The organism is Mariniflexile sp. TRM1-10, from assembly GCF_003425985.1.
Classification (GTDB): Bacteria; Bacteroidota; Bacteroidia; order Flavobacteriales; family Flavobacteriaceae; genus Mariniflexile.
Map to the genome: position 1 here is coordinate 3,193,515 of NZ_CP022985.1, position 15,889 is coordinate 3,209,403.

Consider the following 15,889-nt stretch of genomic DNA (forward strand, 5'->3'; position numbering starts at 1 on the left):
ACCACTCTGAATTCACAAAATGGTTTTTGATTTATATAGGATGAGATTCCCTCCTTCGAGGGAATGGAAGATTACTTAATCATCTCATAACTGCGCTTAATAAATTTAGTAAGTTCTTCACCTTTTAATAAACCTTGGGATAAACGTGCTAAATCCAAACTTTGGTTAATTAGACGTTCTTGTTTGTTTTTGGTTTTAGTTTCTAAAATCTCACCAACTAATTTAGAGTTTGTGTTTACTACCAAATTATACATTTCAGGGAAACCGCCCATGCCAAACATACCGCCACCGCCAGTTTGCTGCATCTCTTTCATACGACGCATAAATTCCGGTTGTGTAATGATGAACGGTGAGGCATCACTATCCATAGCTTCTAACTGTACCATGAATTTTTCTGAAGGAATGACTTCTTTTAAGAGGGTTTCTAATGCTGTTTTTTGCTCTTCAGTTAATTTAGAAATCTCGGTGTCTTCTTTTTGTATTAACTTGTTGATATGATCACCATCTACACGTGCAAAGTTGATGTTTTCTTTAGTGCTTTCCAGTTTCTGAATTAAATGCGATACGATAGGCGAATCTAACAACAATACTTCATAGCCTTTTGTTTTTGCAGTTTCAATATAAGCATGTTGTGCTTCTTTATCGGAAGCATATAAAATGACTAATTTGCCATCTTTATCGGTTTGATTTGCTTTTATTTTGTTGAATAATTCATCGTAGGTATAGTAGGTGCCATCGACTGTCGGATAGAGTGCGAAATCGTTCGCTTTTTCAAAGAATTTTTCTTCTGAAAGCATTCCATATTCAATCACGATTTTAATATCGTTCCATTTTGCTTCAAAATCTTCACGGTTATTGTTGAATAACGATTTTAATTTATCGGCAACTTTCCTAGTAATGTAAGATGAGATTTTTTTAACCGCCCCATCGGCTTGTAAATAACTACGCGAAACGTTTAAAGGGATGTCTGGTGAATCAATAACACCGCGAAGCATGGTTAAAAATTCTGGTACAATACCTTCTACATTATCAGTAACATACACTTGGTTTTGGTACAGTTGGATTTTATCTTTTTGGATATTGAAATCCTGACCCATTTTTGGGAAATACAAAATACCGGTTAAATTGAACGGATAATCTACATTTAAGTGAATGTTAAATAAAGGCTCTTCAAACTGCATTGGATACAATTCGCGGTAGAAATCTTTATAGTCTTTATCATTTAAATCGGTAGGTTGTTTAGTCCAAGCTGGATTTGGATTGTTGATGATATTATCAACTGTAATCTTACGTTGAGGTTCTTTGGTTTCTTTACCGTCTTTATCAGTAATTGTTGCAGGTTCATGCTCTGGATCGTTAATTTCTTTAGTTCCAAATTTAATTGGAACTGGCATAAACTTGTTATATTTCTGTAATAATGCACTAATACGAGACTCTTCTAAAAATTCGGTAGAGTCATCAGCAATGTGGAGAATAATTTCAGTACCTCTTTCGGTTCTGTCTGATGCTTCTAAAGTAAATTCAGGCGAGCCGTCACAAGTCCAATGAGCAGCAGGTGCATCAGTATGCGATTTTGTGATAATCTCTACTTTTTCAGCGACCATAAATGCTGAGTAGAAACCTAATCCGAAATGACCAATAATTCCTGAATCTTTAGCGGAATCCTTATATTTATCCAAAAACTCTTCAGCACCGGAAAAAGCCACTTGGTTGATGTATTTTTCAACTTCTTCGGCAGTCATACCCAAACCTTGGTCAATAACATGAAGCTTTTTGCCTTTTTTGTCTATTTTAACCTCAATTTGTGGGTTGCTATACTCCGATTTAGATTCTCCTATGCTTGTAAGGTGTTTTAGCTTTAAAGTAGCATCGGTACCGTTACTAATTAGCTCACGTAAAAATATTTCGTGGTCGCTATACAAGAATTTTTTAATGAGAGGGAAAATGTTCTCTACGGAAACATTAATACTTCCTTTTGTCATAATGAATTTATTATTTTTTCTTTTCCGTGAAGACGGAAAACTGTTAAACATTCGTTTTTAATTTCCTTAATAGGGTTAGTCAACAAAAATGCCAATTAATAAAATGTGACAAACTGACATTGTTGACTACCGAATAGCGATTGATGATTACCGATTTTTAGAATGAATTTTAATAATTGGAATTTTGTTTGAGTTGTTGTACTTTGTATTCTATTAAATTGAGGGAAGTATGTATAATTCAAAAATTATAGGATTAGGTAAATATGTGCCAGATAATGTGGTTACTAATGATGATTTAGCTAAAATGATGGATACCAATGACGCTTGGATACAAGAACGTACAGGTATTAAAGAACGGCGTTGGATAAAAGAAGGAACCGATGATACCTCGGCAGTTATGGGAGCAAAAGCTGCTAAGATAGCTATTGAACGTGCAGGCTTAACCAAAGACGCTATTGATTTTATTGTATTTGCGACTTTAAGTCCCGATTATTATTTTCCTGGTTGTGGTGTGCAAATTCAGGATTTATTGGACATGCAAACTATTGGTGCTTTGGATGTTAGAAACCAATGCTCGGGTTTTGTGTACGCCATTTCGGTAGCTGATCAGTTTATTAAAACGGGCATGTATAAAAATATTTTGGTTATAGGAGCCGAATACCATAGTAATGGATTGGATAAAACGACGCGAGGTCGTGGAGTAACTGTTATTTTTGGTGATGGTGCAGGTGCCTGTGTGTTGACTAGGGAAGAGGACACTACAAAAGGTATTTTATCAACCCATTTGCATAGTGAAGGCAAGTATGCTGATAAGTTAATTGTTGCTTCACCGAGTATTGCACATTGGGTACCGGAAATTTTGGAAGCTGGCGAAGAGGATGTATCGTATTTTCCGTATATGGATGGAACGTTTGTGTTTAAACATGCTGTCGTTCGTTTTAGTGAGGTTATTGAAGAGGGTTTACAAGCAAACCATTTGAAGAAAGAAGACATAGATATGCTTATTCCGCATCAAGCGAATTTGCGTATCGCACAATTCATTCAAAAGAAGTTTGGTTTAAGCGATGATCAAGTTTTTAATAATATTATGAAATATGGTAATACTACCGCAGCTTCTGTTATTATTGCACTTACTGAAGCTTGGGAAGAAGGCAAAATAAAACCGGGAGACAACGTGGTGCTTGCTGCTTTTGGAAGTGGTTTTACTTGGGCAAGTGCTATTATTAAATGGGTATAAAATTTATTAGTATTAAAAACGAAAAGCCCAAAACTTAACGGTTTTGGGCTTCTCTAGCTATTAATCAACTTCAACTAACACTTTACTATTGTGAAGAATCTGATATAGTAGACGTATAATATTGTGAAATATTGCATCAATATATCTATTTAACTCATTTTTAACACAATACAAAAAAAACTCGAAAGATAATTTTCGAGTTTTCATGTATATGGATACAAATCTTTGTTACGGAATTTTTTATGCGAAGGTGACTAACTCTTATAATAATTATTCTTCCGTATGCTAGATTGTATCATATTACAACGTTTTGATAGTGTGCATATTGTGTGAAATTAGTGTTTTTTTTAAATTTAACATTTGTGATAAAAATAAATTCTAAAAAAGCAAAAACCCAAAGTGGAACTACTTTGGGTTTTCTTATTTAACAGCAAACATTAATACTAACCATCAACTATTAATGCAAGCTATTAAATGGTGTGTTACATAAAGCCTCCACCACCGGATTCTTCATTATTATCTCTGCTCTTTCTAGCTTTAGCACGGTATTTTCCGCCACCAAATCTATAAGATAGGCCAATATTCCATGTATTGCTTTCCCAGTTAAAGGCACCGTTTTGAACAAATGGTTTTTTACCATTAAAAGCAAATTCCATAGTGTCGAAAACATCATTCACATTAAAGCTAAATGTTCCTTTGCCTTGAGCAAAACCAACCCGGGCACCAAGATTTACAAAATACATAGGTTTTCTATCAAATTGTAACGATCTGTTTTTTCCCCGGTAAAAACCAAAAGCTGTGAAACTCACTGTTTTACTTAAGCTAAAATTGTTGAACATTCTAAAATTCCATGCCACATTGTCAATTTCATCAATGTTGGTTTCAATATCATCTATAGTTGCGGTTTCTATAGGGGCCGTTAAACTTTCAGCAATACCTCTTTGTACTTGTGAATATAAATCGAAACTGGAATTAATATTCCACCATTTTGTTGGTTTGTAATTGGATGATAATTCCATTCCATAAGCGGTAGTGTTATCAAAATTATCATGAGTTAAGATAACACGTCCAGAATTAATGTCGGTTCTATCTATAAATAGGGCTCTATTCATATCATCGTTAATGATACGGTAAAAGATACCACCAGTTACAGTACCTTTTTTATCTTTTAGTGTTCTGGTATAATTAGCTTCAATGGAGTTTGTGAATTGTGGTTGTAAGTCAATATTTCCATACGATGAAATTAAAGGGGAACTCCATTCTTTAATAGGGTTTACTTGGTCTATGCCCGGTCTATCAACACGACGACTGTAACTTAATTGGTATGAGTTTTTTTCAGAAGGGGAATAAGTGAAAAATATGGATGGATAGAGTTCGAAATAATCATTCTTAAAAGTTTCGGTACTTGCGGCTTCCGATGATAATGCTATGGCATCTTCGTGCACGTTTTCAGCACGTACACCTATTTGATAGCTCCATTTTTCAAATTGTTTGTTAAAGTTAACATAAGCTGAGTAAATGTCTCTCGTATAATCGAACGCGGTGCTTGGAGTCGGTCTTAAAACACCAGCATTGTTATATGAATCACCAGTAGATGCGTATGCAATATCCGAATTAAATAAACGTGCTTCTAATCCTAATTCTAATTTAGACTTTTCACTTAACGGATTTATATAATCTAAATTTATGGTTGTGCTTTTTCTGTCGGTATTATTAAAATCTTTATAATCTTTATTTGATCCTAATAAGAACATAAAATCAACAGGTCTATCATCTTCAAAAATATTATAGTCAACTTCTAGTTCTATATTATGACCTTCTTTTGAGAAATCGTGTTTGTAATCAAAATTATATTGTGACGATAGGTTGTCGCTGTTAGAAACAAAAAGTTGGCTTTGATTGAATGATGCATCATTATAAAATATAGCATCTGTTTGTCCATTATTACTACTTTCAGAGGTGTTCTGCGTAGTGAAAACAGACACGGTGTTTTTATCATCTAAATAAAAATCAACGCCAACCTTATACAAATGTGATTGTCTTTTATCTAAAAATTTAAAGAACTGTTCCGAGTTGTTTTCGGGTCTAGATATAAAACCTTTATTTCTGTTTTTAGAGATATTGTTGCTATAACTGCCATACAAATTGAATTTTCCGTTGCGGTAATTCATATCCAATGAGCTATTGAATTTAGCTTCTATTTGGTGGGTTAAACCAATGTTTACATTACCGTTAAAACCTACCATCGTGTTTTTGTGCAGTATGATGTTTATAATACCACTCATGCCTTCAGGGTTGTATTTTGCTGAAGGATTGGTGATTAATTCAATAGATTTTATAGCTGTTGAAGGAATTTGTTTTAACAATTGTGCTGTTGGTATGTTAGACAATTTACCATCAACCATGACACGTACATTTTGGTTTCCTCGTAAGCTAATATCACCAGTTTGAGCATCAACACCAACCGAAGGAATGCCTACCATTAATTCGGATGCGCTACCTGTTGCAGCTAAGTCTTTACCAATGGTTATAACTTTTCTATCTACTTTTTGTTGAATTGTTGAGGTTTCTGCAATGACAGTGACTTCGTCTAAACCTTCGGCGGCTTCTTCTAAAAAGATATTGCCTAAGTTTATATCGTAACTGCCTTTTTTAATTGAAACTTCTTTTCTAATGGTTTTGTAGCCTATATATTGGATACTTACTATGACTTTTCCCTCTTCAACTTTTTCAATTTTAAAGCTACCGTCTTCAGAAGTAATACCACCTGTTAAAACTTCTTCTTTAGTGTTCTTTATTATGATGTTTACGTAGGGTAAGGGCTGTTTTAAAGTAGCGTCTAATACTTTGCCGGATATAGTACCGGTTTTGTCGTCTGACAATTTCGGATTGGTAGCATGCGTTTTGTTTATTATAGACAAGAGGAAAACGCATACTAAGAATGATTTTTTCATTTGATTGATTGTTTTTTGATTGAATATAAACTAGACGAAGATTGTTATAATCTGTTACTGTTTTATTGTACATTAACATCCTTTTAACATTCTGACATATATTGTCAAATTATTGAACAGTAAAGAAAAACTTTTTGGACAGGCATCGACCTTTAAAAAAATATTAAATATTAACATATGAAACACCCATGAGACTGGAATTCGGACACATAAGGATGATTATTTAGGGTGTTCCATCCGATCAGATTAAAATAATAAATATAAACAGATGAATAAAAAAACGTTGGTGCTTGGGGCATCTTTAAACCCTAGTAGGTATTCAAATTATGTAATTAAAAAACTTGTAAGTCAGAATATTGAAACAGTAGCTTTAGGGTTGAGGCAAGGTGTGGTTGCAGGTGTGACCATTCATACAGAATTGGTGTCTTTTGAAAATTTACATACAGTAACCTTGTATCTGAACCCTAAAAATCAGATCATGTATTATGATTATATAGTGTTGTTAAAACCGAAGCGCGTTATCTTCAATCCCGGAACCGAGAATCCTGAGTTATATAAAATTTTAAAGGAGAATACTATTCCTTTTGAAGCTGCTTGTTCGTTAGTGTTGCTTTCTACGAATCAGTATTAATCCTAAAAAGGAAAGGAATCCGTTTAAGATTAAAATAAAGAATCCGAAATCAAAATCGAGCCATTTTAAGCTATTTATACTTATTATATAAGATAATATAGGCGATAGAATAGCTATAACGGGTACTAATTTATCTTTAACCTGCCATTTTGTAAAGAGTCCAAAACTGTAAAGACCTAAAAGTGGTCCATAGGTATAACCTGCAAAAACAAATAGTTTGGCTATAACACTTTCATCTTTAATAATATATTTAAACGCTACAATAACCAATATTAGTAATAGGGAAATTAAGATGTGAATTTGCTTTCTTATGGTAATTTGTTTTGCCGTATCGTATTTTTTTTCGATGTCTAGAATATCTATACTAAATGATGTTGTTAAGGCTGTTAATGCACTGTCGGCACTACTATAAGCAGCGGCAATTAGGCCAATAAGAAAGAAAATAAAAATGCCAACACCCAAATGGTTTTTTGCAAGTATGGGGAACAGTGCGTCTTTGTGTGCATCAATACCAAGTTGTTGGGCATATACAGTTAAAAGTAAACCTAAACTTAAAAAAATAAAATTGACAATCGTTAAAACAATCGTAAACCAAAACATGTTTTTTTGTGCATCTTTAAGCGATTTACATGTTAAGTTTTTTTGCATCATATCTTGATCCAAACCTGTCATTACTATTGCTATAAATGCGCCAGAAATAAACTGTTTCCAAAAGTAATTTTCAGACTTATAATCATCAAAGAAGAAGGTTTTAGACAAATCACTATCTAAAATATAGCCTAAAAGATTACCGCCGCTTATGCCCAAATCGGTACTAACATAATAAATGGAAACCCCTACAGCAATAAGCATAAATAGGGTTTGAAGCGTATCGGTCCAAATAATGGTTTTTATACCCGATTTAAACGTGTACAGCCAAATTAATGCTACAGTTATGGTCACCGTTTGCCAAAATTGGATGCCTAATTCGTCAAACAATATTATTTGTAACACATTTGCAACGAGATACAACCTAAAACTAGAACCAACAACACGGGAAATTAAAAAAAACGACGCTCCGGTTTTATAAGCATAGTTTCCAAAGCGTTCTTCCAAATAGGTGTAAATAGATGTTAAATTGAGTTTATAATACAAAGGGAGTAACACGGTTCCAATTACCAAGTAGCCTACTATATAGCCAAAAACTACTTGCATATAGCTGAATTGCGAAGCTTCAATCCAACCAGGAACCGAAATAAAAGTAACCCCAGATAGTGAAGCACCAATCATTCCAAAAGCCACTAAATACCATGGAGCCGATTTGTTCGCTTTGAAAAAAGCATCGTTAGAGTTTTCTTTTCCAGTGAAATAGGATATGATAATAAGCATTCCAAAATAGGCAGCAATAAGTAGAATGATTTGTGTAGCGCTCATGTGTTTAGATTAGGTAGCCAAAATACAAAATTAAAACAGTTTCTTGGAATGCATATTTATTCTTTTGTATTGCATTCTTTAAGTTGTGCCAAAAAGTGTTAAATTCGCAGTCTATGGAATTCTCTTCAAAATTACTTGAACGTGCTGTTAACGAAATGTCGCAATTGCCAGGGATTGGTAAACGCACCGCTTTGCGTTTGGTGTTGCATCTGTTAAAGCAGCCTAAAGAGCAAACAACGGCATTATCTGAAGCTTTGCAAACCATGCGGAATGATGTCAAGTTTTGTAAATCGTGCCATAATATTAGTGATGTCGATTTATGTGAAATTTGCTCAAACCCTAATAGGGATGAAACCCTTGTTTGTGTGGTAGAAGATATTCGTGATGTTATGGCCATTGAAAACACCAGTTCCTTTAAAGGTCTTTACCATGTTTTAGGAGGTAAAATTTCGCCTATGGATGGTATCGGTCCACACGATTTAAATATTGTTTCATTGGTAAACAAAGTAAAAGAAGGCAAAATAAAAGAACTTATTTTTGCGTTAAGCTCTACAATGGAAGGCGATACCACCAATTTTTATATTTTTAAACAAATTCAGGAGTACCAAGTTTTTACATCAACCATTGCTAGAGGCATTTCGGTTGGCGATGAATTGGAATATGCCGATGAGATTACCCTTGGAAGAAGTATAGTTAATAGAGTGCCGTTTGAATCTTCTTTAAAACTATAATGATCTTTTGAAGTTATCTATTGTTATACTAAATTATAATGTCCGTTACTTTTTAGAACTCTGTATAAAAAGTGTACAAGCGGCAATCGAAACTATTGATGCAGAAATTATTGTAGTCGATAATAATTCTGAAGATGGTAGTTGCCAAATGGTGAAAGATTTATTTCCCGAAATTACACTAATAGAAAACAAAGAGAATTTTGGGTTTTCAAAAGGAAATAATATAGGTGTCTCTCAGGCAAAAGGCGAGTATTTGTGCATTTTAAACCCAGATACGGTTGTTGCAGAAGACACGTTTACATTACTTTTAAGCTTTGCTGAAAGTAAGGAAAAAATAGGGATTGTAGGATGTAGGCTTATAAATGGATCTGGTGTTTTTCTGCCAGAAAGCAAACGAAATATTCCTTATATAAATGCGGCATTTAAAAAAGTATATGGAAATTCAGAAGCCTATTATGCCAATCATTTAAATGAAAATGAGATAGGGAAAACCGATATTTTAGTTGGTGCTTTTATGTTGATGAAACGAGATTTATATCATAAGGTAAAAGGGTTTGATGAAGATTATTTTATGTATGGTGAAGATATCGATTTGTCTTATAAAGTATTAAAATCGGGTTACGAGAATTACTATTTTGGAGCTACAACGATCATTCATTACAAAGGAGAAAGTACATTAAAAGACAAATTTTATGCACGTCGTTTTTATGGTGCCATGCAAATATTCTATAAAAAGCACTTTAAGAAAAACCTGTTGTTTGACATGTTTGTTTGGCTTGGTATTAGGGTGGTTTATTTGTTTAGAAAATTGCCTGTAGCCAAAGAAAAACGTATTAGTGGTTATGTTTTTATTTCAGATAAAATGAATGATGCTTTGCAACTAGCATTACCAAAAAAGCTAAGTTTAAAGTCGAATTTAAACACCCTTGAAAATGGAACAGAGGTTATTTTTGATGCTAATAAGCTGAGTTATAAAGAAATTATAGTAATGATGAGTGACACTAAAAAAGATAAATCCATTACCTACAAAATACTACCAAAGCAGGCTAACTTTATACTTGGAAGCGATAACACCATAAGTAGAGGTGAAATTGTTGTTTTAAATTAGTTTTGTTATAAATAATTTAAAAAAATCAATGTTTTTTAATTAATTTTGCAAGCGGAAAATAGAAAAGAAGTATTACGTTATTGATATGGCAAAGTTTGAACTTAAATTACCCAAAATGGGAGAAAGTGTTGCAGAGGCGACTATAACATCTTGGTTAAAAGAAGTTGGAGATACAATAGAACTTGATGAAGCAGTATTGGAAATCGCAACCGATAAAGTGGATAGCGAAGTACCAAGTGAAGTGGATGGTATTTTAGTTGAGAAATTTTTTAATGTAGATGATATTGTTCAAGTTGGGCAAACAATTGCAATCATTCAAACGGAAGATGATGAAGATGGTACTATTGAAGAAGTTTCAGAAACACCTTCAAACGAATCTCCTGTAGAAGAAGAAAAAGCCGCAGCGTTTGTAAGTCAATCTATTGCTATAGCTAAAGAAACAGCGACACCTGTAGTTTCAAGTGAAGATCGTTTTTATTCGCCCTTGGTTAAAAATATAGCTAAAGAAGAAGGCGTTTCGCAGCAAGAACTCGATAGTATTGTTGGGACCGGCATTGATAATCGTGTTACAAAAAATGATATTCTAAACTATATTCAAAATAAATCTGGTAAAACCGAAACAGGAATACCTGAAACTGAAGCTCCGGCTGTTAAAACCATTCAACCTGAAAAACAAAAACCAACTCCAACGCCAGTTGTAGTAAGTGGTGAAGATGAAATTATTGAAATGACCAGAATGGGCAAACTTATTGCACATCACATGGTAGAATCGGTTCAAACATCAGCGCACGTTCAAAGTTTTATTGAAGCTGATGTTACCAAAATTTGGAACTGGAGAAATAAAGTAAAAGATGCGTTTTTAAAACGTGAAGGTGAAAATTTAACCTTTACGCCCATTTTTATGGAAGCAGTGGCTAAAGCACTTCGCGATTTTCCAATGATGAATATTTCCATACAAGGAGATACGATTGTTAAAAAGAAAAATATCAATTTAGGAATGGCTGCATCGTTGGCGGATGGGAATTTAATTGTGCCGGTTATTAAAAATGCCGACCAGCTTAATCTAGTAGGCATGACCAAACAAGTTAACGATTTGGCAAATCGTGCACGAGCCAACCAACTGAAACCCGACGATATACAAGGTGGTACTTATACAGTAACCAATGTAGGTACCTTTGGCAGCATTATGGGAACACCTATTATTAACCAGCCACAAGTCGGTATTTTGGCATTGGGAGCTATACGTAAAGTACCTGCAGTGATTGAAACCAACGAAGGGGATTTTATAGGTATCCGTTACCGCATGTTTTTATCGCACTCTTACGACCACCGTGTGGTAAATGGTGCCTTAGGAGGGCAATTTGTAAAAGCCGTTAAAGATTACCTGGAAGCTTGGGATAGTAATAGGGAAATATAAATTCCTGCGGAGGCAGGAATCTCAATAAAGAATTTTTTTTAAACGAACTATCCTCGCAGAGCCACAGAGGTATTTCGCTCGTTTCATTTTGGCTTTTGGGCCAAAAATCAAAATTCTCTATTTGGATTCCCATTTTCACGGGAAATCGAAGATTCGACGAAGTCAATGACAATTTCAACGAAAACCTCGACGCAAACGTCGAGGAATTCTTTTCGATCAAAATAAATTTTAAAAGACGAATCCAATTTATTAAAAGGTTGGGTTTCCTTATTTTTGTAATTGTCTATTTAAAGACAAATTATTCAACAGAAAAATAAAACTAATGAATTTAAACCTCACCAAACCCATTTGTTTTTTCGACCTAGAAACAACAGGTGTAAATATAACCACCGACCGCATTGTTGAAATTGCTATTTTAAAAGTGCACCCTAACGGAAAGGAAGAAAGCAAAACATGGTTGGTAAATCCAGAAATGATCATTCCAAATGAAGTGATAGCTATTCATGGCATAACAAACGAAGATGTTGCAGATAAACCAACATTTAAGGAAGTTGCCAAAGATATTTATAACATGATTAAAGATTCCGACTTAGGAGGTTTTAATTCAAACAGGTTTGATATTCCACTATTGGCAGAAGAATTATTGCGTGCTGAGGTAGATTTCGATATGAAAAACCGTGTAGCGGTAGATGTGCAAACCATTTTTCATAAAATGGAACAACGTACCTTAAGTGCCGCCTATAAGTTTTATTGCCATGAAGAGCTAGAAGGCGCACATGGAGCAGAAGCAGATACCAGGGCAACTTACGAGGTACTAAAAGCACAAATAGCTAAGTATGATGAAATAGAAAACGATACGAAGTTTTTAGCAGAGTTCAGCTCTAGAAAGCAATTTGCAGATTTTGCAGGCTTTATAGTTTATAACAAACAAGGCGAAGAATGTTTTTCATTCGGAAAGCACAAAGGTAAGTTAGTTACCGAAGTTTTAGAAGCCGAACCGGGGTATTTTGGATGGTTGTTAAATGCCGATTTCCCATTGTACACAAAAAAAGTATTAACAGCTATAAAACTTAGAAGTTTTAATAATAAATTAGGATAGAAGCCGCAGTATTCAGTAACAGTTTTCAGTTGACATGGATAAATGTTCGTGTATTCGTGGCAAATCAACTTAACAGCAAACAACCTTTCAACAAACGATAATGAAAATCATCTGTATTGGTCGTAATTACACCGAACATATCAAAGAATTGGAAAACGAAAAACCAACAGATCCGGTGGTGTTTTTAAAACCGGACACGTCTATTCTGTTGAAAAAACAACCTTTTTTCATTCCCGATTTTTCAAATGATGTACATTATGAGGTGGAGATTTTGGTTAAAATCAATAAAATAGGAAAGTATATCGATAAAAAATTTGCACACAAGTATTATGATGAAATTGGGTTGGGGATTGATTTTACGGCACGTGATTTACAAAGCGAATTAAAAGCAAAAGGATTGCCTTGGGAAAAAGCAAAATCGTTTGATGGCGCTGCTGTTGTAGGTAAGTGGTTACCGGTTTCAGATTTTAAAGATGTCAATGCGATTGAATTTTCTTTAAAAAAAAATGAAAATATTGTACAATTAGGAAATACAAGCCACATGCTTTGGAAAATTGATGAATTAATAGAATATGTGTCAAAATATTTTACTTTAAAGATTGGAGATATTATATTTACGGGAACTCCTGCGGGAGTAGGCAAAGTATTTGCAAATGATAAACTTAAAGGATTTATAGAAGATAAAGAAATGTTCTCAATAACAATAAAATAAATGGAACGACATTACAAATTATTTAGGGTACGCGAGTTAGCAGATAACGATGAAGATTTTATTGCGACTTTAGCCGAAGCTTTTTTGGAAGAAGTGCCAGAAGACGCCGAACGACTAAAAAAAGCGGTTGCAGAAAAAGATTATCATACGACTTATCAAGCGGCGCATAAAATGAAACCAACTGTCGATTTATTCGAATTAGGGGTGCTTGATACTTTAATTGAAGTCCAAGATTGGGGAAAATTTGAAAAAAGGGATTTAGATATTTCTTCTCAATTGGCTATTGTTATTTCGGCTGTTGATAATGCTGTAGCTGAAATAAAATCAGATTTTAATTTATAATGCTAGCCGAAATAATCACCATAGGCGATGAGCTTTTAATTGGTCAAGTTATTGATACCAATTCTGCGTTTATAGCAAAACATCTTAACAAAATAGGGATTTCCGTTTACCAAATAACATCGGTTCAAGACGATAAAGCACATATCCTTAAAGCCTTAAAAGATGCCGAGAATCATGTAGACATCGTTATTCTTACAGGTGGTTTGGGGCCAACAAAAGACGATATTACCAAAAAAACCATCGCCGAATATTTTAATGATACATTAGTAAAAGACGATTCGATTATAGAAAATATTGAAGAGCTCTGGAAACATTATACTGGTGGTTTATTACTTCAAGTAAATCGCGATCAGGCGCTTGTACCTTCAAAAGCAAAAGTGCTTATGAACAAATTGGGTACAGCTCCAGGTATGTGGATGGAAAAAGACCATAAAGTTTTTATATCACTTCCAGGAGTACCTTACGAAATGAATGCCTTAGTTGAAGAAGCGGTGATTCCAAAGCTAAAGGAAAAATATAATTGCCCATATATTTTACATAAAACCTTATTGGTATATGGTATAGGTGAAAGTGCCTTGGCAGAACGCATTGAAGCATGGGAAGATACTTTGCCAAAACATATTAAATTAGCCTATTTACCAAGTTTAGGAAAAATGAGGTTGCGTTTATCGGCAAAAGGATCCAATGTTCAGGAAGTAATCAATAGTGTTCAAAATGAACTTGATAAAGTCATCCCATTAATAAAAAACGAGTTTGCAGGTTTTGAAGAAGAAGACGGTTCTGTAGAAGTTGTTATTGCAAAACAGTTAAATAAATTAGGAAAAACCTTAGCTATTGCCGAAAGTTGTACGGGCGGCATGATTGCAGAACAATTTACGACACATCCTGGGGCTTCGGCTTTTTTTAAAGGTGGCGTAGTAACCTATTCAACTGAATCTAAAATGAATGTTTTAGGTGTTTCAAAAGCAGATATAGATGCCTTTTCGGTGGTAAGTGCTCAAGTGGCAGAGACTATGGCTAGTAATGCACTGCGATTATTCCAGTCAGATTTCGCTGTGGCAACCACAGGAAATGCAGGGCCTACCAAAGGTGATTCAGAAGCAGAAGTAGGAACGGTTTTTATTGCCATTGCTACAAAAAATGGTGTGTATTCAGAAAAGTTTATGCTAGGAAATCACCGTATAAAAGTGATAAGTAAGGCGGTAAATAAAGCTTTGGAAATGCTTCTGAAAGAAATTTTTAAAAATTGATAAAAATTAGGTTGTCATAATACAAAGAATTTGTATATTTGCACCTCGATTTTAAGCAACAAAGAAATTTAAAGTTATAAATAATGTCAAGAGTTTGTGAACTTACAGGTAAGAAGGCAATGGTTGGAAACAACGTGTCTCATGCAATGAATAAAACTAAACGCAAATTTAATGCGAATTTAGTGAAGAAACGTTTTTACATTCCAGAAGAAGACAGCTGGATAACTTTGAAAGTTTCTACATCTGCTCTAAAAACTATCAACAAAATAGGTATTACTGCAGCAATTAAGGATGCAAAATCTAAAGGATTTTTAAAATAATAGCTGTATTTAATAAGTAAAAAGAAATGGCAAAGAAAGGCAATAGAATTCAGGTAATATTAGAATGTACAGAGCATAAAGAGTCTGGGTTACCAGGAACTTCAAGATACGTTACTAAAAAGAATAAAAAGAATACGCCAGATAGAATGGAAATTAAAAAATTCAACCCTATCCTTAAGCGTATGACAGTTCATAAAGAGATAAAATAATAAGTCATGGCAAAGAAAACAGTAGCATCGTTACAAACATCTTCTAAAAGATTAACAAAAGCGATTAAAATGGTAAAATCACCTAAAACAGGTGCTTACATGTTTGTTGAATCAATCATGTCTCCAGAATTTGCAGACGACTTTTTCAACAAAAAGTAAAAAAAGCTTTTTAAAATATACAAAGCTGCTTTCTTCATTGGAAGCAGCTTTTTTATGTTTATATTTGAAAGTCAATTTTCTGCCATAATAGCAGTAAAAATTAGCGGTAAGAATATTGCAATACCAATTTGGGAGTCACCAAAGGGGGTGGGCTTCCATTCGTAAGTTAAAATTTTAAACTTATGAATATAAATACGTCGCTATATCTTTTTTTTGAAGAATAGAAAAGAATGCTGCTTCAAATGCGGAGCATTCACAAATTCAAAAACGTTAAGTGGTGGGTAATTCCTAACAAAATACGTATCAACAAATAAACAAATCAACG

15 protein-coding genes are annotated in these 15,889 nt (G+C 34.0%); 12 read left to right on the forward strand and 3 right to left on the reverse strand.

Translation table 11 applies throughout. The features are described 5' to 3' along the window. Window positions 1–71: 71 nt before the first annotated feature. A complete protein-coding gene (gene htpG / locus CJ739_RS13500; protein ID WP_117178987.1) occupies window positions 72–1,982 on the reverse strand; it encodes a molecular chaperone HtpG in 1,911 nt (636 codons plus the stop codon). Window positions 1,983–2,211: 229 nt separating this feature from the next. On the opposite strand from htpG, the gene CJ739_RS13505 reads away from it, so the two are divergent. After that, complete coding sequence (locus CJ739_RS13505; RefSeq protein ID WP_117176211.1) at window positions 2,212–3,219, forward strand: 3-oxoacyl-ACP synthase III family protein; 1,008 nt, start codon at window positions 2,212–2,214, stop codon at window positions 3,217–3,219. Window positions 3,220–3,701: 482 nt separating this feature from the next. Here the strand turns inward: CJ739_RS13505 and CJ739_RS13510 are convergent, their stop codons facing one another. After that, window positions 3,702–6,173: a TonB-dependent receptor gene (locus tag CJ739_RS13510; protein WP_117176213.1), complete on the reverse strand. Its 2,472-nt coding sequence runs from the start codon at window positions 6,171–6,173 to the stop codon at window positions 3,702–3,704. 268 nt (window positions 6,174–6,441) lie between these two features. Here CJ739_RS13510 and CJ739_RS13515 point away from each other — a divergent pair, with 268 nt between their 5' ends. Further along, window positions 6,442–6,804, forward strand: a complete 363-nt coding sequence (locus CJ739_RS13515) for a CoA-binding protein (protein ID WP_117176215.1) — start codon at window positions 6,442–6,444, stop codon at window positions 6,802–6,804. Here CJ739_RS13515 and CJ739_RS13520 read toward each other — a convergent pair. After that, window positions 6,775–8,217: a sodium:solute symporter gene (locus CJ739_RS13520; protein WP_117176217.1), complete on the reverse strand. Its 1,443-nt coding sequence runs from the start codon at window positions 8,215–8,217 to the stop codon at window positions 6,775–6,777. The genes CJ739_RS13515 and CJ739_RS13520 overlap by 30 nt on opposite strands. Window positions 8,218–8,330: 113 nt before the next feature. Here CJ739_RS13520 and recR point away from each other — a divergent pair, with 113 nt between their 5' ends. The 10 genes from recR (at window position 8,331) to CJ739_RS13570 (ending at window position 15,564) form a co-directional block, all read left to right on the forward strand. Beyond that, window positions 8,331–8,948 carry a recombination mediator RecR gene (gene recR / locus CJ739_RS13525; RefSeq protein WP_117176219.1) on the forward strand — a complete coding sequence of 206 codons (618 nt, stop codon included), beginning with the start codon at window positions 8,331–8,333 and terminating at the stop codon, window positions 8,946–8,948. 7 nt (window positions 8,949–8,955) lie between these two features. Beyond that, window positions 8,956–10,056: a glycosyltransferase family 2 protein gene (locus CJ739_RS13530; RefSeq protein WP_117176221.1), complete on the forward strand. Its 1,101-nt coding sequence runs from the start codon at window positions 8,956–8,958 to the stop codon at window positions 10,054–10,056. 85 nt (window positions 10,057–10,141) lie between these two features. Next, window positions 10,142–11,473 carry a dihydrolipoamide acetyltransferase family protein gene (locus CJ739_RS13535; RefSeq protein ID WP_117176223.1) on the forward strand — a complete coding sequence of 444 codons (1,332 nt, stop codon included), beginning with the start codon at window positions 10,142–10,144 and terminating at the stop codon, window positions 11,471–11,473. 322 nt (window positions 11,474–11,795) lie between these two features. Next, a complete protein-coding gene (locus CJ739_RS13540; RefSeq protein WP_117176225.1) occupies window positions 11,796–12,572 on the forward strand; it encodes a 3'-5' exonuclease in 777 nt (258 codons plus the stop codon). A 100-nt stretch (window positions 12,573–12,672) separates the two neighbouring features. Then, a complete protein-coding gene (locus tag CJ739_RS13545; protein ID WP_117176227.1) occupies window positions 12,673–13,284 on the forward strand; it encodes a fumarylacetoacetate hydrolase family protein in 612 nt (203 codons plus the stop codon). Continuing rightward, complete coding sequence (locus tag CJ739_RS13550; protein WP_117176229.1) at window positions 13,285–13,626, forward strand: Hpt domain-containing protein; 342 nt, start codon at window positions 13,285–13,287, stop codon at window positions 13,624–13,626. Beyond that, window positions 13,626–14,876 carry a competence/damage-inducible protein A gene (locus CJ739_RS13555; protein WP_117176231.1) on the forward strand — a complete coding sequence of 417 codons (1,251 nt, stop codon included), beginning with the start codon at window positions 13,626–13,628 and terminating at the stop codon, window positions 14,874–14,876. The genes CJ739_RS13550 and CJ739_RS13555 overlap by 1 nt, the downstream gene beginning before the upstream one ends. Before the next feature lie 83 nt (window positions 14,877–14,959). Then, on the forward strand, window positions 14,960–15,196 hold the full coding sequence (gene rpmB / locus CJ739_RS13560; protein ID WP_111309066.1) for a 50S ribosomal protein L28: 237 nt from the start codon (window positions 14,960–14,962) through the stop codon (window positions 15,194–15,196). Between the two features lie 26 nt (window positions 15,197–15,222). After that, window positions 15,223–15,405 (forward strand): 50S ribosomal protein L33, encoded by a 183-nt coding sequence (rpmG, locus tag CJ739_RS13565; protein WP_117176233.1) that lies wholly within the window; start codon window positions 15,223–15,225, stop codon window positions 15,403–15,405. A 6-nt stretch (window positions 15,406–15,411) separates the two neighbouring features. Continuing rightward, window positions 15,412–15,564 carry a DUF4295 domain-containing protein gene (locus CJ739_RS13570; RefSeq protein WP_117176235.1) on the forward strand — a complete coding sequence of 51 codons (153 nt, stop codon included), beginning with the start codon at window positions 15,412–15,414 and terminating at the stop codon, window positions 15,562–15,564. The last annotated feature ends 325 nt before the right edge of the window (window positions 15,565–15,889 follow it).